The 19,315-nt window shown below is 55.2% G+C and carries 22 protein-coding genes and 1 tRNA gene; 18 read left to right on the top strand and 5 right to left on the bottom strand.

From position 1 onward, the window contains the following. The 3 genes from BMZ67_RS14710 (at position 1) to BMZ67_RS14700 (ending at position 3,118) form a co-directional block, all read left to right on the top strand. Positions 1 to 1,464, top strand: coding sequence for an HD domain-containing protein (locus BMZ67_RS14710; RefSeq protein ID WP_092024167.1), 1,464 nt, complete (start codon positions 1 to 3; stop codon positions 1,462 to 1,464). Between the two features lie 182 nt (positions 1,465 to 1,646). Beyond that, positions 1,647 to 2,459, top strand: a complete 813-nt coding sequence (gene xthA, locus BMZ67_RS14705; protein WP_092024036.1) for an exodeoxyribonuclease III — start codon at positions 1,647 to 1,649, stop codon at positions 2,457 to 2,459. A 26-nt stretch (positions 2,460 to 2,485) separates the two neighbouring features. Further along, positions 2,486 to 3,118 carry a TetR/AcrR family transcriptional regulator gene (locus BMZ67_RS14700; protein ID WP_092024033.1) on the top strand — a complete coding sequence of 211 codons (633 nt, stop codon included), beginning with the start codon at positions 2,486 to 2,488 and terminating at the stop codon, positions 3,116 to 3,118. Between the two features lie 15 nt (positions 3,119 to 3,133). On the opposite strand, the gene BMZ67_RS14695 is transcribed toward BMZ67_RS14700, so the two are convergent. Continuing rightward, a complete protein-coding gene (locus tag BMZ67_RS14695) occupies positions 3,134 to 3,544 on the bottom strand; it encodes a phasin family protein (RefSeq protein WP_092024031.1) in 411 nt (136 codons plus the stop codon). Positions 3,545 to 3,879: 335 nt separating this feature from the next. Between BMZ67_RS14695 and BMZ67_RS14690 the strand changes: the two genes are divergently transcribed. From BMZ67_RS14690 to BMZ67_RS14655, 8 genes are all read left to right on the top strand, one after another. Next, positions 3,880 to 4,212 (top strand): ArsR/SmtB family transcription factor, encoded by a 333-nt coding sequence (locus BMZ67_RS14690; protein ID WP_092024029.1) that lies wholly within the window; start codon positions 3,880 to 3,882, stop codon positions 4,210 to 4,212. Continuing rightward, the gene (locus BMZ67_RS14685) at positions 4,209 to 4,646 is read left to right on the top strand and encodes a YeeE/YedE family protein (RefSeq protein ID WP_092024027.1); all 438 of its coding nucleotides are present in this window, start codon (positions 4,209 to 4,211) and stop codon (positions 4,644 to 4,646) included. Before BMZ67_RS14690 ends, BMZ67_RS14685 begins: the two co-directional genes overlap by 4 nt. A gap of 4 nt (positions 4,647 to 4,650) precedes the next feature. Then, complete coding sequence (locus BMZ67_RS14680) at positions 4,651 to 5,091, top strand: DUF6691 family protein (protein WP_092024025.1); 441 nt, start codon at positions 4,651 to 4,653, stop codon at positions 5,089 to 5,091. A 55-nt stretch (positions 5,092 to 5,146) separates the two neighbouring features. Then, a complete protein-coding gene (locus tag BMZ67_RS14675; RefSeq protein ID WP_092024023.1) occupies positions 5,147 to 5,575 on the top strand; it encodes a TIGR01244 family sulfur transferase in 429 nt (142 codons plus the stop codon). A 39-nt stretch (positions 5,576 to 5,614) separates the two neighbouring features. Then, entirely contained in the window at positions 5,615 to 6,706 is a 1,092-nt protein-coding gene (gene hemH, locus BMZ67_RS14670; protein ID WP_092024021.1) for a ferrochelatase, read from the top strand. A gap of 80 nt (positions 6,707 to 6,786) precedes the next feature. After that, positions 6,787 to 7,527 carry a 5-oxoprolinase subunit PxpA gene (locus tag BMZ67_RS14665; protein WP_092024019.1) on the top strand — a complete coding sequence of 247 codons (741 nt, stop codon included), beginning with the start codon at positions 6,787 to 6,789 and terminating at the stop codon, positions 7,525 to 7,527. After that, positions 7,524 to 8,201: a 5-oxoprolinase subunit PxpB gene (gene pxpB / locus BMZ67_RS14660; protein ID WP_092024017.1), complete on the top strand. Its 678-nt coding sequence runs from the start codon at positions 7,524 to 7,526 to the stop codon at positions 8,199 to 8,201. Before BMZ67_RS14665 ends, pxpB begins: the two co-directional genes overlap by 4 nt. Beyond that, complete coding sequence (locus BMZ67_RS14655; protein ID WP_092024015.1) at positions 8,198 to 9,151, top strand: 5-oxoprolinase subunit C family protein; 954 nt, start codon at positions 8,198 to 8,200, stop codon at positions 9,149 to 9,151. Before pxpB ends, BMZ67_RS14655 begins: the two co-directional genes overlap by 4 nt. A 259-nt stretch (positions 9,152 to 9,410) precedes the next feature. Here BMZ67_RS14655 and BMZ67_RS14645 read toward each other — a convergent pair. Next, positions 9,411 to 9,501 (bottom strand) — tRNA-Ser (locus BMZ67_RS14645). 211 nt (positions 9,502 to 9,712) lie between these two features. Here BMZ67_RS14645 and BMZ67_RS14640 point away from each other — a divergent pair. From BMZ67_RS14640 to BMZ67_RS14615, 6 genes are all read left to right on the top strand, one after another. After that, a complete protein-coding gene (locus BMZ67_RS14640; protein ID WP_092024011.1) occupies positions 9,713 to 10,426 on the top strand; it encodes a Bax inhibitor-1/YccA family protein in 714 nt (237 codons plus the stop codon). Between the two features lie 98 nt (positions 10,427 to 10,524). Further along, the gene (tusD, locus tag BMZ67_RS14635; RefSeq protein ID WP_092024009.1) at positions 10,525 to 10,941 is read left to right on the top strand and encodes a sulfurtransferase complex subunit TusD; all 417 of its coding nucleotides are present in this window, start codon (positions 10,525 to 10,527) and stop codon (positions 10,939 to 10,941) included. A 3-nt stretch (positions 10,942 to 10,944) separates the two neighbouring features. After that, on the top strand, positions 10,945 to 11,292 hold the full coding sequence (locus BMZ67_RS14630; protein ID WP_092024007.1) for a DsrE family protein: 348 nt from the start codon (positions 10,945 to 10,947) through the stop codon (positions 11,290 to 11,292). Next, positions 11,289 to 11,558: a sulfurtransferase complex subunit TusB gene (gene tusB / locus BMZ67_RS14625; protein ID WP_092024005.1), complete on the top strand. Its 270-nt coding sequence runs from the start codon at positions 11,289 to 11,291 to the stop codon at positions 11,556 to 11,558. The genes BMZ67_RS14630 and tusB overlap by 4 nt, the downstream gene beginning before the upstream one ends. A gap of 5 nt (positions 11,559 to 11,563) precedes the next feature. Next, on the top strand, positions 11,564 to 11,881 hold the full coding sequence (locus tag BMZ67_RS14620) for a TusE/DsrC/DsvC family sulfur relay protein (protein ID WP_092024003.1): 318 nt from the start codon (positions 11,564 to 11,566) through the stop codon (positions 11,879 to 11,881). Positions 11,882 to 11,902: 21 nt separating this feature from the next. Further along, a complete protein-coding gene (locus BMZ67_RS14615; RefSeq protein WP_092024001.1) occupies positions 11,903 to 12,943 on the top strand; it encodes a glycosyl transferase family protein in 1,041 nt (346 codons plus the stop codon). Between the two features lie 11 nt (positions 12,944 to 12,954). On the opposite strand, the gene BMZ67_RS14610 is transcribed toward BMZ67_RS14615, so the two are convergent. From BMZ67_RS14610 to nfuA, 3 genes are all read right to left on the bottom strand, one after another. Continuing rightward, on the bottom strand, positions 12,955 to 13,308 hold the full coding sequence (locus tag BMZ67_RS14610; RefSeq protein WP_092023999.1) for a hypothetical protein: 354 nt from the start codon (positions 13,306 to 13,308) through the stop codon (positions 12,955 to 12,957). A 41-nt stretch (positions 13,309 to 13,349) separates the two neighbouring features. After that, a complete protein-coding gene (locus BMZ67_RS14605; RefSeq protein WP_245749994.1) occupies positions 13,350 to 14,468 on the bottom strand; it encodes a DUF445 domain-containing protein in 1,119 nt (372 codons plus the stop codon). Positions 14,469 to 14,773: 305 nt separating this feature from the next. After that, positions 14,774 to 15,361 (bottom strand): Fe-S biogenesis protein NfuA, encoded by a 588-nt coding sequence (gene nfuA / locus BMZ67_RS14600; RefSeq protein ID WP_092023995.1) that lies wholly within the window; start codon positions 15,359 to 15,361, stop codon positions 14,774 to 14,776. A 220-nt stretch (positions 15,362 to 15,581) separates the two neighbouring features. Between nfuA and metH the strand changes: the two genes are divergently transcribed. After that, a complete protein-coding gene (metH, locus tag BMZ67_RS14595; protein WP_092023993.1) occupies positions 15,582 to 19,280 on the top strand; it encodes a methionine synthase in 3,699 nt (1,232 codons plus the stop codon). Positions 19,281 to 19,315: the final 35 nt, after the last annotated feature.

The following is a 19,315-nucleotide window of genomic DNA, read 5'->3' as shown; positions in this document are numbered from 1 at the left end:
ATACGTAGCGCAGTTAACGATCTCTTGGGTGCGTTTGACAAGCTGGTTATGGACCCGGTGCATGGTGGCATCCCCCTTTACCGTCATGAAATCCAGGTCATCGATCATCCTCTTTTCCAGCGACTGCGGAATATTTGTCAAAACGACATCCTGAGCCTGGTATTCCCCGGGGCCACGCATTCCCGCTTCCTTCACAGCGTCGGTGTTATGCATGTTGGCGGGCGGATGTTCCGGGCTATGATCGATGCCTACCTCAGAGAGCGACAGCTGAGCGATCACACAGATCTTTCGCTCAACCAGCTTGATGCCATTGACTACCTTACCAAGGTCATTCGTCTGGGGTGTCTGCTGCACGACAGCGGTCATTCCAGCTTCTCTCATCAATTCACCAAGGCACGCCGCATTCATGAGTTGATGGCGCACCCCGAACGATTTCACTCGCTCTGGTCCGGTCAGAATTACACCCGGTACTATGCTGCCCCGCCTGATGAGCTGGAACACGAGCACTATTCGGTAAGGGTTGCGCACGAGGTCTTGTCTGCCATCGCTCTCGATGAGTCGGGTCTTGCGATGGAGGATGTGCTGGGCATCATGGAAACTACCACCGTTGAGCCGAGCCCGGCATTCAAGCAGCACGCGCTTACCTTCTGGTCGTTCATTGCCGGACCTGACGCGGCAAACGGCGTGTTGGACCAGAAAGACGTTCCGGCCATGGTGATGGATCTGCTCAGCTCGATCGTATCCGGGGAGATAGATGCCGACCGGGCCGACTATATGTTGAGGGACGGATTTCATTCATCGGTCACGATTGGCGGCTTCAATCTGGACCATTTGCTGAGCAACCTGCGATTCGGCTGGGATGTTGATTCGCCTTGGCTGGGGCTGGCGATTACCCACAAAGGCCTCGGTGCGTTGGAAGACTTTGTTTACAGCCGCCACCAGATGTACCGCAAGGTCTATGCCCACAAGACGGCTCTTGGCTTTGACTGGCTCCTGCGGGAAGCCATTAACGAGGTACTTGATGATCCCGATAACTTTGACCGGGTTGACGCCTGCCTTACCAACATGGCCGACTTTGCCGACCTGACTGACAGCTTTTTCTGGGAGGCTTTCAGGAAGCACGCACGTGCCCACCCTCATAGCTACTCAAAATGTATTGTTGACCGCGTTAAGTTGGACCACCTGGATACCCGCGACAATTTGAGCGAGGGGCAAATAGAGGCGCACTGTGACTACCTTGCTGAGGCTCTGGCGCTCAATCGAGGCGATGTTGTCACCTGCTCGATGCGGGCCAGGTTTTCAAATATTCAGGAAAACTTTAACGGTATCAAGGTCCTGGTTCGTGATCCGGTGACCGGGTTGAGGTCGTTAAAGAAAATCACGGAGGTCAGTGAGTTTTTCAGCAAATTCAGTGATGGCACGATTACCCATTTTTATCATCGCCCAGCCATCCTTCGGGGCTGATTCGTTGTGACGGCGCCATTTGCCAAGTTGTTGGGCCAGGGATTTAGGCTGTGTTGTCGTCAGGCAGTGTGGCGTTCAGGCAATTTGGCTCCATGGGAACTGTGGTAGACTTTGCCGGTTTTCCAAGCCCTGCTTCCTTAAGCATAAAACCATTAGTCCCAACGTCAGCAGAGTAATTGCCCATGATGTTCGTCTCGTTCAATGTCAACAGTATCCGCACTCGCCTGCATCAGCTTCAGGCTGTGATCGATGCTTACCAACCAGACTTCATTGGGCTCCAGGAAACCAAAGTCACAGACCCGGACTTCCCCGCGGCAGAGATCGAGGCGATGGGATACCATGTGCATTTCCACGGCCAGAAGACCCATTACGGCGTTGCCCTGCTCTCGCGTGAAGCACCGCTGTCTGTCCAGAAGGGTTATCCGTGGGACGATGCTGACGCGCAACGCCGCTTCATTGCCGCAGAATTTGATCGTGACGGGCGTAAACTTTGCGTGATCAACGGCTATTTCCCGCAGGGGGAAAATCGCAGTCATCCGGTCAAGTTTCCTGCCAAGCAAAAGTTCTACGCTGACCTGATGAAATACCTCGACTCCTTGAAGTCAGACGGAAAGGATGTCGTAGTGATGGGCGATATGGACATTTCGCCCACCGAGAAGGACATCGGTATTGGTGAGGCAAATGCCAAGCGCTGGTTGCGTGAGGGAAAAACCAGCTTTCTGCCAGAAGAGCGGGAGTGGTTGGCCCAGGTTGAGTCCCGAGGGTTTACCGACGTATTCCGCCACCTGCACCCCAATGAATGCGATACCTTCAGCTGGTTTGATTACCGCAGCAAAGGGTTTGAGCGTGAGCCGAAACGGGGCCTGCGCATTGATCTGATTATGGCAAGCGATAACCTGCTTGAACGGGCTACGGAGTCTGGCGTTTCCTACGATATACGTGCGATGGAGCGCCCATCAGATCATTGTCCGATTTGGGCTCGGTTTGACGACTGACAGACTGCATCACCCTCAGGATCTCCATGACGAAGAAGATCAAGACAAAAGAAAGGATTCTGACCACCAGTCTCGCGCTGTTCAACGGGATTGGTGAGCCTAACGTCACCACGTTGCTGATTTCTGACGAACTGGATATCAGCCCGGGCAACCTGTACTACCACTTCAAGAGTAAGGGTGACATCGTCACTGTTCTGTTTGATCGTTATGAGGCGGAAATTGGTGAGCTGCTGGCGGTACCGGAGCATGTGCCTATTTCCCTTGAGCAAATCTCGTTTTTTCTCCACATCCTGTTCGAAACAGTCAGTCGCTACCGCTTCCTTTATCAGGATCTGGTGAATGTACTTTCCCGGTACGACAGCATTCAGTCCCGGTTCCGGAAAATACTCAACCGCAAACGCCAGGCTTTCAGGGTTATCTGTGGGAGTCTGGATACTCAGGGTATTGCCCGATTTGCACCCAATGAGCTCAATGCCCTGTGTGAGCAGCTGACGCTGACCACATGCTATTGGAGCAGCTTTGACAGTCTTGCAAAGCTCAATGACAGGGATGCAACTGATCCCGGGCGCGGGGTTTACCAAATGTTGCATCTTCTGCTCCCCTACCTGGCGGCAGAGGAGCGGGAAGAAGTGGTGCTGCTAAGTCAGGATTACCTCTGACAGCTGTCTGGCGCTTTATTCTTCTTCAGCGCTGTTGTCGCGCAGATTGCTGAGCTCGGCTTCGAGGGCAGCAATTCGGTGCTCGAGCGCCTCAATCTCTTCCCTTCGATGTATTCCCAAGCGGCGGAGGGCATTGGAAACACGCTGGTCAAACAGGTGCTCGAGCTTGTCCCAAGTGCCGGTTGCCTTCTCCCGTACGTCGTCAACGCGATCTTCTACCTGCTTTACGTGTTTTTCGACCACGTCGCGGGTTTTGCTTTCAAGTTGCTCGCCTTCCTGAACCAGGCGTTCGAAGAAGCGCCCCGCGTCTTCCTCTGCCTTGTTGTACGCCCCCAGGCCGGCAAGCCAGATCTGCCTAGCGGAATCTTTGATTTTACCTGCAAGCTGGGCATCGCTCTCTGGCTTGTTCTCGTTCTGGTCAGACATCTCGTTGGAACCTCTGGAAGCTCCGCTTAATGCGGAAGAAATTGGCAATCGCTCTATTGTATTACAGCGGCCGGTCAAATTCAGTGGTTTCAGCCCGGCATAAGCCCTCTCCCGATATGACGAAATGTGATGAAAGTGGGCTGATCCCGCCTTGATCTGTTCAATATATGGTCAATACTACTCTATACCGGTGTCCCTGCTGATGCCGGTTGTCTGGAAGTCTTTCATGGATACTACTCGCACGCCTCTGCCCGGCCCCCAAAGCCGGGCTTTTTTGGTCTTGTCTTTACGGTATACATTTTTATATATTATGTTTTTGTGAAGTGAGGTGTTCTATGGAAGTGGAAGCTGCAATTGATCTCAAGCAAATGCAACAGTCGGCCGAGAATGCCAGTCAGTTCCTGCGATCACTGGCCAACAGGGACCGGCTGATGCTGCTTTGCCATCTTACGGAAGGTGAAGCCTGTGTGGGTGATTTGGAGGCGCTGACCGGGATTCGTCAGCCGTCGTTGTCACAGCAACTTGGCGTGCTTCGGCGTGAAGGCTTGATCGAGCCCCGGAAGCAGGGAAAGAACGTCTACTACCGGATCGCGTCCGATAACGTTCGGGCCATGCTGGCCCAACTGTATTTAATGTTTTGCTCCCAAGAGACAGGTAACGAACGATGATTGAAATTGACTGGAACTCATTTACTCCGGGTACTGCCCTGGCTGGCGGTCTTATGATCGGTGTCGCGGCTACCCTGCTTTTGCTGGCCAATGGTCGGATAGCTGGCATTAGTGGCATTCTTGGTACGCTCCTGCGTCCTACCCGGGGCGATATTGGCTGGCGTGTGGCTTTTCTTGCTGGTTTGATCGGGGCTCCGTCGCTCTGGCTCCTCGCTGGTGACCTCCCGCCCATCCAAATCGACGCGAGCTACCCGATGCTCATTGTTGCTGGTCTGATTGTTGGTGTCGGCACTCGCTATGGTTCGGGCTGTACCAGCGGGCACGGTGTCTGCGGTATTTCCCGGCTCTCCCCGCGATCGCTCGTGGCAACCCTGACCTTCATGGCGGCGGGTTTTGCAACCGTCTACCTGATTCGCCACATTATCGGAGCTTAAACACATGAAATTTTCCTTGGTGTCATTCGTATCTGGCCTGCTTTTTGGTTTTGGTCTGATGATCTCCGGCCTGGCCAACCCTGACAAAGTTCTCGGCTTCCTTGATTTGGCGGGTCTTTGGGACCCCTCGCTGGCGCTGGTCATGGCGGGTGCCATTGGTGTTGGCTTGTTCGGATTCATGGTGGCTAAAAAGCGCACGGTAACCGTGTTTGGAGGCCCCCTTCGGTTGCCGACCGCCACTCAGATCGACAAGCGGCTTGTGCTTGGGAGCCTGGCGTTTGGCGTTGGTTGGGGATTGGCAGGGTTCTGCCCGGGGCCTGCGCTGGTGGGCTTGGGAGCGGGCGAAATAAAGGCGCTGGTCTTCACGGCCTCAATGGTCGCTGGAATGGCAATTTTTGAGTTGTTTGAGCGTGGCTGGTTTGCGCCCGGAAAAGCCGCAAGCTGAGCCATCTGACACCAAGCGCAAGCTGTGTCATCATACGTTTTTTTACAGGTGATTTATGGACCTAAGAAAGATTGACGACGATATTACGGTCACACCACAGATCCAGGTGGGCGACGTTGAAACGGCTGCAAGGCTCGGGTTTCGCACAATTATCGCTAACCGACCGGATTTTGAGGAGCCGGGTCAGCCCGCGATGGCTGATATCGAAAAGGCCGCGGTTGAAGCCGGGCTGGCCTGGGTGTACCAGCCGGTGCAGTCTGGCAACATTTTTGATCATGACGTTGAGCGCTTTGCTGAAATCTATGAGCAGGCGGAGAAGCCAATCCTGGCGTTCTGCCGCTCAGGCACTCGTTGCTGCGCGCTCTGGGTGATGAGCCAGTCGTCAAAGGTCCCTGCCGACGCGCTGCTGATCAAGGCGTACAACGCTGGCTATGATCTCAACGGTCTTAAACCCCGCCTGCAGTATTTTGCAGACAAACGTTAAACTTCTGATTGCTACCCTTCGGACAGGAACTCATATTTCATGCGTTACAAAGGTGTTGAAAACTTCGCCCATGGCCAACCCGAACGGCTGGGCGTGCTGATCACCAATCTCGGTACTCCGGACGAACCAACACCTGGCGCCTTGAGACGTTATCTCAAAGAGTTCCTGTCTGACCCTCGGGTGGTCGAAGTGCCCCGCCTTTTGTGGTGGCTAATCCTGAATGGCGTTATCCTGAGAATTCGGCCCCGGCGGTCTGCGGAAGCCTATCGCAAGGTTTGGAAAGAGGATGGCTCGCCGCTGCTGATTCACACCAAGAATCAGTGCCAGGCCATCAGCGAGCGGCTGCATGCGAAATACGGTGATCACGTTGTTGTCCGCTACGCCATGCGCTATGGCAATCCGTCCATTGCCAGTGCTTTGGACGATCTTCAGGCTCAGGGCGTTAGGCGTTTGGTAGTTCTGCCTCTCTATCCGCAGTACTCGGCTTCCACCTCGGCGTCGACGTTTGATGCCCTGTCCCGTGATTACCGGCAGCGGCGCTGGCTCCCTGACTTGCGCTTTATCAGTCATTACCCGGACTACCCACCGTACATCGAAGCCATGGCGTCGCAGATCGAAGCATTCTGGGCGGCAAATGGGCGCTCGAACATGCTGTTGTTGTCCTACCACGGCGTACCGCTCAAATATCTTCACCGTGGCGACCCGTACCATTGTGAGTGTCACAAGACATCGCGCCTCCTCGCCGAGCGTCTGGGACTCGGTGCAGACCAGTACATGACCACCTTCCAGTCGCGCTTTGGACGGGAGCCCTGGCTCCAGCCTTATACGGATGAAACCCTGAAGTCGTTGCCAGCCAAAGGCGTAAAAAGTGTTGATGTATTCTGCCCAGGATTTTCGGCCGACTGCCTCGAAACCATCGAAGAGATTGACGAGGAAAACCGCGAGTACTTTCTCGAAGCCGGCGGCGACAGTTTTGCGTACATTCCAGCGCTCAACAGCGAGCCTGCTCATATCGATGCGCTGGTTCAGCTGATCGAAGACAATTTGAGCGGCTGGCCTGTTAGCGCTGGAGAAACAGAGATGCTGGCGCAGTCTCTGAAAAGTGCACTTGATCGGGGTGCCAGTCAGTAAGTTATTGCCGGGGCATGGGATCATCCTGCCGGGTTGGCGGTCTATAGGATGAGTGTTGTAGGAAGCGATAAACGGACGCCATGAAACTGAACTGCGATTTGGGAGAAAGCTACGGCGCGTGGACTATGGGGCAGGACGAGTTGGTCATGCCCTGGATCGACATGGCCAATGTGGCCTGTGGTTTTCATGCCTCCGACCCTTTGATCATGCACAAAACCGTTGCGATGGCGCTTGAGCATGGTGTCGAGATCGGTGCTCACCCGTCCTATCATGATCTGGTTGGCTTTGGTCGTCGCTCCATTGCGCATACTCCCGAAGAAATTACGGCACTCATGCTCTACCAGATTGGTGCTCTTGAGGGTATCTGCAGAGCTGAAGGCGCTCGGCTTGCTTATGTTAAGCCCCATGGGGCTTTGAACAATGACATGATGAAAGACCCATCCCTGCTTCGCACTGTGATGGCGTCTGTTGCGAATTATCGCTCTGACCTGGCATTGATGATCCCGATCACACTGGATCATTCGGCTCACCGCGCGCTAGCGTGCCAAATCGGTGTCCCCCTCATTTTTGAAGCCTTTGCGGACCGTGCCTACGATGACAGCGGCCAGCTGGTGCCTCGCACCCAGAGCGGTGCGGTGCATCATGATCCCGCCACCATCGTGGCGCAGGCCCTCTCCTTTGCGACGAATGGTGGTGTGCGAAGTGTGTCTGGTCAGTGGCTCGACCTCCCGGCGGAGTCTCTGTGCGTGCACGGTGACAACGAACACGCCTTGGCGGCGGTGAAAGCGATCCGTGATGCCCTTCAAAGCGCCGGGCAATGATTGATTGCGTCTCTGAAAATAGCGTACTGGTGACGCTGGGGAATCGTATTGACCCCGCATTGACCTCGAAAATTGTCGCACTCTGTGAATGGTTGGACCTCAATGGTGAGGGCTGGCTGGTTGATCTTGTCCCATCGTACACCACACTCTTGGTGGTCTATGACCCACTGCAGCGCGATTTCCGTGATGTGACACGTATTGTTCGGCAAGGAGTGGGTGGCCTGGCTCAGTTAACTCGCCAACCCTCCTCTGAGGGTCATAGCCACGAAATTCCAGTTTACTATTCCCCAGAGAGTGGGCCTGACTTGTTGGCGCTCGCCAAACTGAAGGGGCTCTCCGTCGACGAAGTGATCAGGCTGCACAGCCAGCGCAGTTACCAGGTGTACGCCTTGGGGTTCTTGCCGGGCTTTGGGTTCTTGGGGACGGTTGACCCACAAATACAGGCTCCTCGGAAGGTCGTGCCAAGAGCCAGCGTACCGGCGGGCAGTGTTGCCATTGCCAACGGGCAAACCGCCATATACCCAAGGACTTCGCCAGGCGGCTGGCAGTTGATCGGTCGCTCTCCCACCGTCATGTTTGATCGTCACTCATTATCGCGACTCAGTATCGGCGACCAAGTCCGGTTCTTTCCTGTTTCTCGGAAGGAGTACCTGTCCATGGGGGGGGAGCTTTGAGCCTTTTCCGCATCGAAAACCCAGGCCCCCTGACGACGGTGCAGGACAATGGGCGCCAGGGCTATCAGCGGCACGGGCTGGCGCAAGGCGGCGCCGCTGACCGCCACGCCTTTATGTGGGCCAACAAGTTGCTGGAAAACGCGCCGGGAAGTGCCTGCCTCGAGCTGGCCTTTGGCGGGTTTGAGGCAGTGGCCCTTGCTCCGGTGACAGTTGCTGTTACCGGGGCTGCATGGGAAGTGCAGCTGAATGAGGACTTTATGCCGACCTGGCGCACCCTGGAGTTGGCGCGTGGGGATCGCTTGCGCATTCCACCCGTCAGGCATGGAAGATTTAGCTATCTTGCCATCCCTGGTGGTGTGTTGTCGGAAACCGTGTTTGGCAGCCAATCCGTGGTTATGCGGGAGGGTGTCGACGGCTTGAACCCGATTGCGGCTGGTGATGTGATTGGCGGGAAATCGGCCGGAATATTGCCGCAGCGAGTCGTCCCGTTACGCTTTCAGCGGCGTTATGAGTCGCCTGTTTTGTGTCGGGTGATCGCTGGGTACCAGTATCACCAATTTTCAGGTGATGATCGTCACCGCTTGTTCGGTCAGCGTTATACGGTTTCCAGTCAGTCTGATCGCATGGGCTTCAAATTGAGCGGTGCCCCGTTGCAGTCGCCGCCGTCTGGGGTTATCTCTGAAGGTGTTGCGCTGGGTTCCATTCAGGTGCCGGGGGATGGCAACCCCATTGTGTTGCTTAACGACCGGCAAACAATAGGGGGCTACCCGAAGATCGGTGTGGTAAGCACGCTTGACTGCAGTCGCCTGGTTCAGGCCTTGCCGGGGCAGCAAGTGGCCTTTGCTCTCACTGATTTGGAGGCCATGCAGTCTGAGTGGTTGATGTTTGAGCGTTTCTTCCAGGTTAGTCGCTGGAACCCGTCGGGCACGGACCTGTCTTGGGGAGGCTGACGGCCCCCTCTTTCTGCTCGCTATCCGTCAGAACTGGCGTTGATTCGCAGAAAGCGCATTCGCCAGCATCAACAGCTGCACCGCCGGTTTCAACGTAGCGTATGCGGTGACGCGACTCTGTACGGTTAGCCGAAACGGCGTATTTCCTGTTTGAATCCCGGGACATAGCTTCCTCCAAGCGGATTAAACCTGAGTTAACAGCTTCAGGCTAGCGCAACTTGGGGGTGGATAAAATAAGGAGAATTGCGAAGAGGAGAAGTGGCGGTGGGCCAGGGATTCGAACCCCGGGAAGGCTATTAACCTTCGCTGGTTTTCAAGACCAGTGCATTCAACCGCTCTGCCAGCCCACCGTGTAACACTCTGTTCGCCGTCATTGCGACAGCGGTGTGCATCATACCTGAATCCCCTGCTCTGTCAACGCCTTGAAATTTTTTCTCAACATTACCGTCGTTTAATGAAATAGTTTGGGCAGTCTGCTGTCGTAAATCGTTGAAAGTTACAACCAGAACACTATTATTGGTGGTAGTTTAAAACTGATTCGTTATCAAGACGGAGTAAATGATGGAACACAGAAATGTAAATGCGCAGCATGGTCAGGGTATGTACTCGGCATCCCATGCCGGTACCGACTTAAGCGCCAGTACCACCAAGGTACTGCGGAATACTTATAGTCTGCTGGCAATGACGCTTGCCTTCAGTGCCATCATGGCAGCAGTATCCATGAGTGTCGGTCTGGGACGTGGCGCCAGCCTCGTTTGCAGCATCACTGCCCTGGTACTGGTCTGGTTTGTCCTGCCACGCACTGCTAACAGTTCCGCCGGTATTGGTGTGGTCTTTGCTTTTACAGGCCTGATGGGACTCTCTCTTGGGCCCATGCTTCACTACTACCTCGCTCTGCCTAGCGGTGGCGCAATGGTAATGCAGGCGCTTGGCGGTACTGCACTGGTATTCTTCTCCCTGTTTGCGTATGTGGTGACCACCGAGAAAGACTTCAGCTTCATGGGCGGCTTCTTGTTTGCGGGTCTGATGGTTGTCCTGTTTGCAATGGTGGGTGGCCTGGTTGCCTCCCTGTTTGGCGTTGATGTCAGTGCGTTCCAGCTCGCGATGAGCGCGGCCATTGTTCTGCTGATGTCCGGTTTCATTCTGTTTGATACCAGCCGTATCGTTAACGGCGGCGAAACCAACTACATCATGGCCACAACAGCGCTGTACCTGAACATTTACAACCTGTTTGTCAGCCTGCTGCACTTGATTGGTGCTTTCAGCGACGACTGATTGTTGCGCTAGCCCCCAAAGCCCCGGCCTTGTTGCCGGGGCTTTTTGTTTGTGGGTTACAATAGGTTGTACCGAATCATAAGCAGGCACGCACATTCATGACTTCCCCGACATCGCTGGCATTCACGCTGGTTATTACAGGCGCCCCCTACTCCAGTCAGGCACCCCAGACCGCACTGAGCTTTGCACAGGCTGTCATCGCCGAGGGCCACAGTATCGACAGGGTCTTCCTGTATGGCGATGGCGTGCACCTGGCTTCCGCGCTGAGCACCCCTCCAAGTGACGAAACCAACTGGAGTCTAGCGTGGGCTGAATTCCTCATCGAGCACGGCATCCCCGGTGTTGCCTGTATTGCCTCTGCCCTTCGCCGGGGAGTGTTGAATTCTGAAGAGCAGCAACGCTATGAACGCAGTGCAGCTAATCTTGTCACGCCCTATCAATTACTGGGATTGGGTGAATGGGTCGAAAGCATCGCCAGCACCTCGAAAACCCTTTATTTTCACGGAGAGCACTGAGCGGTGACTGTACTCGTTGTAATTGATCAGTCCCCCTATGGCAGCTGGCGCGGCCGGGAGTCGCTGGATATGGCGCTGTCACTGGCAGCTTTTGATCAGCCCGCGTCATTGCTGTTCACCGGTGCGGGTGTAAATTGGTTGCGCAAGGGGCAAGACCCTGCCGGCATTAGCCAAAAGGCGGTTGAGCGGAACGTATCGGCCGCCACTATCTTTGGGATAGAGGAAATTCTGGCTGACCGGCTTTCTCTGGAGGCCAATGCCCTCACCCTGGACGAGCTTGTTGAGGGGGCGGTCGCCGTAGAGTATTCACCGGAGCTCGTGGCCAATTACCTGAATGTGGTGTGCCTATGAAGACCTTGCATATTGTCAATAAGTCTCCCGAGCAGGCTCGGTTTGGTCGCTGTCTCGCGGCGTTTGATCGCGATGACCAGTTGCTGCTCACGGAAAATGCGGTTATTGCTGCAGGGGTGGCTTCCCTTGAGCTTCCCACCCACTGCTTTGCGCTGGAAGCAGATCTTAAGGCTCGCGGGCTAACAAGCGGAGCGAGTGTTGTCTCGATTGACTATAACGGGATGGTGAAACTGACGGTCGAAGCCGATCGGGTGATCTGCTGGTGACCACTATGACTTTACCAGCTCGCAATAACGAGGGGTTTCTTGAAGACGTTGCCTCCTGGTCGCCCGATGTCGCCGTGCTGATTGCTCAGGAGGACGCCATTGAGCTTGTTCCGGAGCACTGGGAGATTATCAATTTCCTGCGGGACTTTTATCACGAATACGACATGTCGCCGCCATCGAATCGCTTGTTCGTTAAGGCCGTGAAAGACGCCATGGGCGAGGAAAAAGGGAACAGCATTTACCTGATGCAGTTGTTTCCTGGTACGCCTGCGAAGACGGCTTGTCGGATTGCCGGGCTACCCCGGCCCACTAACTGCCTTTGATCCAGAAGAGATAGAACCATCATGACCGCCGATAATGACGCCACTCTCCTGCCAGCCCCAAAGGAAGGCGAACATCCGTTTGCGCCCTACGTAAGAATTCTTGGTAAGGGAAAGCGCGGGTCTCGTTCGCTGAACTTTGAGGAAGCCCGGCACGCAATGGCAATGATACTCCGGGGCGAGGTTGAGGATGTCCAGCTTGGCGCTTTCCTCATGCTGCTTCGGGTTAAAGAAGAGACGCCGGAAGAACTTGCTGGTTTCGTCCAGGCAGTCCGTGAGCAGTCCCAGGCGCCGGCAGGGCTTGAGGTGGATATTGACTGGTCTTCCTACGCGGGCAAGCGTCGCCATGCCCCCTGGTTCCTGTTTTCAATCCTCCTCCTTGCCGATCACGGCTTGCGGGTGTTCATTCATGGCGCGGAGGGGCATACCCCTGAGCGCATCTATTTGAGCGAGGCACTGGAAGAGTTCGGTTTTGCGCCTGCCCGGCACTGGTCAGAGGTGAGCGACCAGCTAGATAGCCAGGGATTTAGTTACCTGCCATTAAGGTGCTTTGCTGAAAACCTGGCGAACATGATCGACCTGCGACCGGTTATGGGGCTCAGGTCACCGGTCCACTCCCTGGCCAGATTGATCAACCCCCTGAGCGCGCCTACTGTGCTGCAAGGGATTTTTCATCCGCCCTATGCCGGCATGCACCAAGAGGCTGGATTGTTGCTGGGCTACCCCCGTGTTGCGGTCATTAGGGGCGAAGGCGGAGAGATCGAACGAAATCCGGATAACGCACTGAAGGTCTTCCGTGCGCGCATTGCGTCCTCAGGCGAACAAGCCTTGAGTGAAGAGGAGTGGCCCCCACTCTTTGATCGACGCCATGTCAAACCCAAAGACATTAGTCCAGAGTCTATGCGACGCCTTTGGCGGGGCGAGGTCGAAGATAGTTACGGCGAGGCTGCAGTCATATCAACCGCGGCCTTTGCGCTACTTGAGTCTGGCTGCGCCATGTCTCAGTCAGAAGCAATGTCGCAGGCCCAGGATTTGTGGAGCCAAAGGGATAGAGGTCGGTTTTAAGTTGTGGGGCTTCAGGCGGTGTCGCTACCTGGGGCGTTCCGCCTGGTGGAATCTTTCCTTGCCAAGTCGTCAACGCTGCCGAGAAAGCTGCTCAGCCCATTTTCAAACAGCTCGGATCCAAATCGTAAGAACTGTCTCGTCGAGTCTTTGGCTGCGGCTTCGGGGATTTCCTTGAGCGATTCGCTCACCCCGCGCTTGACGCCCGCAGCCACTCTTTCCTCAACTCCGTCAGCTGCCTGCAGAAGTTGCTCCACTTTTGAGTTCAGATATGGCTTTAAAAAGTAAATATAACCAATTGTTAAAATAGACGTTATAACAATAGAGGTTGCGACAATGTTTGCCAGTATTAACAGCCAAAAATCCATAGTGATCTCCGTGTGTTGATTCGGGTCAGGCGTTGGCTGTGTTAAAGCGCAAACATGAAGACCGCCAGTTGCACAGCTCCCGCTAAAGCCCCCAGCAGTCCGCCAACAACCATTAACTGCAACTCTTCTTCCCGGAAGGCCGGTCGCAATATATCCTGGAATTCCGCTGGCCCAAGGCCTTTCATCTGCTCTGACAGAACACCGGCAACCACAGGGGCCCGATCCCGGTTAAACGAGGGGTCACAAAATACGTCGCGGGTAGCAAGTACGGCCTTCTCATTCATGGCCTTTTTCAGGTCTGTGTAACCTGTCATCCCGATTGCGACCTGGGTGGTGAGTTTCATCACTACCGTATTGTCCAGCAAAGGCCGGAGGTGCTTCTGGATAATTGCCCGTGTCCGGTCGCCGTGCTCGCCGTGAAGCATGGCATCTGCGACTTTCTCTACGGTGATCAGCTCTTCGGCAACCAATCTGGACCAGATGTCGCTGATTTCAGGCTGGCGGCGGAGGAACAGGCCCTGTACTTTCCAGAACAACACCCGTTTTGGCTTCAAGGGGCTGAAAATCAGGTTGATGGCCAGCCAGTTGGTGATGAAGCCAACAACAAAGCCGCCCAGAGGCAACACCCAGGGCTCCGGGTACCTAACCCAGATTGGGGCCAGGATCGCCCCGAGAATTCCGCCGATGATCGCCCCTTTGTTGATGACTGAGTTGAGCTCAACTTCGCCGGCCTCCTTGAAAATCCGGTTCATCAGGTCCGGATGGCGGGCAAGCTCGCGGCTAAGCAGGGCTTTCAGGTCAACCAGGTCGTTCAGATCGTCACCAAAATCCTCAACCAGCGACTCGATCCGCGAAGGTAGCTGCTCCCTCGCCCAGTCATAAATGCGCTTGCGCAGGAATAGTGGCATGTTGTCCCACAGTACCGGCTGAATTTCGTACATGACTTCGTCGATGTACTCGTCAAGCCGTGGGGTAACCTGGGATAGAATTTGCTCAACGATGCGCTGGGGCTCAAGCTTGCGGTAGACCTCGTTAAGGTCTCCAAATTGCTGGAGGGTTCGGTCGATGCAGATATGCGCCATTTTTTCGGCTTTGCGGGGAATAACGCCTTGCCAGCCAATGCCCCCAATACCGATAAACTGGACGGGATAGAATGACATCTGAATCGCCAGCCAGTTCGTAATCCAACCGACCACTGCTGCCATTAACGGCACGGACCAAAGTGCGACGTCGACCAAAACGAACCCCAGATAAAGTATGTAAGCGCATAGCGCGGGTTAGAACTGCATTCTGTGAATGAACCGGGACCCGGCCCGATTTATTAATTATTTACAGAATGATGAAGGATGTGGTCGCTACCGGCATTGGCCGTGCCGCCATGCCAAAGGGGACAAGAAAGCTGCAAAAAAAGACCAGCCCGGAGGCTGGTCTTAGTGGTTCGAGCAGGTGGGCGCTTGGCAGCGCTTCACTGGTAGTAGGCGTTCTCTTTAACCGAATGGTCGGTCACATCACGGACACCGGTGATTTCCGGAACGCGCTCTACAAGCGTGGTTTCCACGCCCTGCTTCAGGGTCAGGCTCACAGCGCTACAGCCCTGGCAGCCACCGCCAAACCGAAGTACCGCAATTCCGCCTTCAATCACCTCAACCAGCGACACCTCACCGCCATGGGAGGCAAGGCCTGGATTGATTTCCGATGCCAGTACGTAATTGATTCGATCCGTCAGCGGCGCGTTCTCGTCGACATTGGGGACTTTTGCATTAGGCGCTTTTATGGTCAGCTGCCCCCCCATCTGATCTTTGGAGTAGTCGACGTAGGCGTCTTCAAGAAACGGCACCGAGGCGTGGTCCAGATACAGAACGAACTTTTCGAGGTCGATTTTTTCGTCGGTTGGCACAATCTCATTTGGCGGACAGTAAGCAAGGCAGGTTTCCGCATGCTTGGTGCCTGGCTGGGTTACAAATACCCGTACACCCATGCCCTCGACATCCTGCTTTTCGATAAGTTGCGCAAGGTAGTCCCGCGCGGGATCTGTCACAGTTACCAGTGCCATTTTTCAAACCTGTTTAACGAGTGTGGCTCTATTTTAATGGAGATCGTCGGGACAAAAAAGACCAAGTAAAACACTCAGTCTTTTTTCTAACGCTGTATGATGATCAACTATTGAAATTTGTCTCAGGACGACATTGTGCAATTTTGCTATGATCCTGCGCCAATTTTATATTACGACTCTGATTGTCACCTACTACTGATAGCACCCGGAAGCAGTCACTATGAACGACCGAGAGCAACGCCTGCACTCCCTTCAAGAAATCCTGAAAGAACGCATCGTCGTCCTTGATGGAGGTATGGGCACCATGATCCAGAACGAAAAGCTGGACGAGGCGGCGTTTCGTGGTGACCGCTTTGCCGACTACGATCGCGAGGTCAAAGGTAACAACGACCTTCTCTGCCTGAGCCAGCCAGACCTGCTGATGCGGATTCATGAAGACTACCTGCTGGCCGGCGCAGACATTATTGAGACCAATACGTTCAACTCCACCCGGCTTTCCCAGGCGGATTATGGGCTTGAAAGTATCGCTAGGGAGCTGAACGTCGAATCAGCCCGGCTGGCCCGAAAGATCGCGGACGAAGTCACCGCCCGTGACCCGCAGAAGCCCCGCTTTGTGGCCGGAGCTGTGGGCCCTACATCACGAACGGCGTCTATTTCTCCTGACGTTAACAACCCGGGGTATCGAAATGTCGACTTCCAGACCCTTGTCGACAATTACTACGAGGCCGTATCCGGGCTGGTTGAAGGTGGATCTGACCTCATCCTGATTGAAACCGTCTTCGATACGCTGAATGCCAAGGCGGCGATCTATGCCACCCAGCAATATTTCGAAGACAGTGGCATTACCCTGCCGATCATGATTTCCGGGACCATCACCGACGCCTCTGGCCGGACCCTTTCGGGTCAGACCACCGAAGCGTTCTGGAACTCGGTATCCCACGCGCGACCGCTCTCTGTCGGTTTGAACTGTGCGCTGGGTGCTGACGCCCTGCGTCCTTATGTTGAGGAACTGTCCAACAAGGCCACCACCTTTGTTAGCGCCCACCCCAATGCGGGCCTGCCGAATGAGTTTGGTGAATACGACCAGACCCCCGAGGAAATGGCCGCCATCATTGAAGGGTTCGCCCGTGATGGATTCCTCAACATCATCGGCGGCTGTTGCGGTTCACGCCCGGACCATATAGCTGCCATTGCCAAAACCGTGGCCAAGTACCCTCCCCGCAAGATCCCCGAGCGGCCGGCAGCTTTGCGACTCTCCGGCCTGGAGCCATTCACCGGTGATAAGAACACGCTGTTTATCAATGTCGGCGAACGCACCAATGTGACCGGTTCCAAGCGTTTCTTGCGACTGATTAAAGACGAGCAGTACGAGGAAGCGCTCAGTGTTGCCCGGGATCAGGTTGAGAACGGTGCCCAGATCATCGATATCAACATGGATGAGGGTATGCTCGATTCCAGGGACGTGATGGTGACGTTCCTGAACCTGGTTGCCTCAGAACCGGATATCTCCCGTGTGCCCATCATGATCGACTCATCCAAATGGGACGTGATCGAGGCTGGCCTGCGCTGCATCCAGGGTAAGGCGGTTGTGAACTCCATCAGCCTTAAGGAAGGCGAGGAAGAGTTTATTAATCGGGCACGGGACTGCATGCGGTATGGTGCGGCGGTGGTGGTGATGGCGTTTGATGAAACCGGTCAGGCGGATACCTACCAGCGCAAAACCGAGATCTGCAAGCGCTCCTACGATGTGCTCACCGGTATCGGTTTCGACCCCGCCGACATTATCTTTGACCCTAACATTTTTGCCATTGCGACCGGGATTGAAGAGCACAACAACTACGCCGTTGATTTTATCGAAGCGACCCGGTGGATCCGTGAGAACCTGCCGCATGCATCGGTGTCTGGCGGGGTCAGTAACGTATCTTTCTCGTTCCGGGGCAATGACCCGGTTCGTGAAGCCATCCACTCAGTTTTCCTGTACCACGCCATCAAGGCTGGTATGAACATGGGGATCGTCAACCCGGGTCAGCTCGTCATCTATGACGAAATCGAGCCGGAACTGAAAGAAAGGGTGGAAGATGTTGTGCTCAACCGCCGCGACGATGCCACCGACCGCCTGCTTGAAATCGCCGAACAATACCGTGGCAAAGCCGGCAAGACGGAAGTCGAAGACCTGGCGTGGCGTGAGTGGCCGGTTGAGAAGCGTCTGGAGCACGCACTGGTCAAAGGCATTACCACCTACATAGTAGAAGACACTGAGGCCTGCCGACAAAACGCCAGCCACCCGATCCATGTCATTGAAGGTCCGCTGATGGACGGAATGAATGTGGTGGGCGACCTGTTTGGTGACGGGAAAATGTTCCTGCCCCAGGTGGTAAAAAGCGCCCGCGTCATGAAGCAGGCGGTTGCTCACCTCATTCCGTTTATCGAAGCGGAGAAGACCGAGGGTCAGAAGGCCAAAGGCAAGATTCTGATGGCCACGGTTAAAGGGGATGTTCACGACATTGGCAAAAACATCGTTGGGGTTGTGCTTCAGTGCAATAACTACGAAGTTATTGATCTTGGTGTCATGGTTCCGTGCGACAAGATCCTTGAGACCGCCCGAACGGAAGATGTGGACATCATCGGCCTGAGTGGGCTGATCACCCCGTCTCTCGACGAAATGGTGCACGTTGCCAGCGAAATGCAGCGCCTGGACTTCCAGATTCCGCTGATGATTGGTGGAGCGACCACCTCCAAGGCGCACACCGCGGTCAAGATTGAGCCCAAGTACAAAAACGACATCGCCCTCTACGTCGCCGACGCATCCCGTTGCGTTAATGTCGCTTCCCAGTTGCTCAGTCAGTCACAAAAGCAGGATTTTGTTGAAGCGGCACGCCAGGAATACGATGAAATTCGTGAACGCCGTAAAAACCGTGGCGAAAGGGTTAAGCTGGTTTCGCTTGAGGAAGCCCGTTCCCGCGCCCCTCAGCTCGACTTCTCCGGCTATCAGCCTCGCAAGCCCGCGTTCACCGGGGTCCGCGCCTTTGACGCCTACGACCTGAATGAGCTGGTGGACTACATCGACTGGACGCCTTTCTTCATCTCCTGGGATATGGCGGGCAAATATCCAAAGATCTTCGATGATCCAAAGCGTGGTGAAGCGGCAAGAACGCTGTACGACGACGCCCAGAAGATTCTTCGTCGAATGATCGATGAAAAGCGGGTAACCGCTCGCGCCGTTATTGGTTTCTGGCCCGCCAACCGCCGGGGCGATGACCTGGTGCTCTACACCGACGAAACCCGCTCCGAGGAGCTGGCCACCCTGCACCACCTCAGGCAGCAGGATGAAAAGGCCTCAGGCCAGGCCATGGCTGCCCTGTCGGACTTTGTGATGCCGGAAGACGCTGGCGCCACCGATTATGTCGGCGGTTTTGCGGTAACGACAGGTATTGGCGCGGAAGAATTTGCTGAGGAGTTTAAGCAGGCCAACGACGACTATAATGCGATTATGGTCAAGGCCCTGGCAGACCGCCTGGCTGAAGCGTTCGCCGAGCGCATGCACGAGCGGGTTCGCAAAGAGTTCTGGGGTTATGCATCCGATGAAACGCTGGATAACGAGGCGCTGATTCGCGAGCAATACAGTGGTATCCGTCCGGCTCCGGGCTATCCGGCCTGCCCGGATCACACAGAGAAGGCATCACTGTTCTCCCTGCTTGACGCAACCAGCAATGCGGGGATCGAGCTGACGGAGCACTTTGCCATGTTCCCAGCAGCGGCCGTTTCCGGTTGGTACTTCGGGCACCCGGATTCGAAGTATTTCGCCGTCGGGCGCATCGGCCGTGACCAGGTCGAAGACTACGCCAAACGCAAAGGTATCTCGCAAGCCGAGGCCGAGCGCTGGTTGGCCCCAAGCCTGGCCTACGACCCTGCCGAGTAACCGCTAGTCGAACCTGCCTGGCTGTTCTTCATGTC

Origin of the sequence: Marinobacter zhejiangensis (assembly GCF_900114775.1) — a bacterium.
GTDB classification, from domain to species: domain Bacteria; phylum Pseudomonadota; class Gammaproteobacteria; order Pseudomonadales; family Oleiphilaceae; genus Marinobacter; species Marinobacter zhejiangensis.
This window is presented reverse-complemented; position numbering and strand designations above follow the sequence as displayed.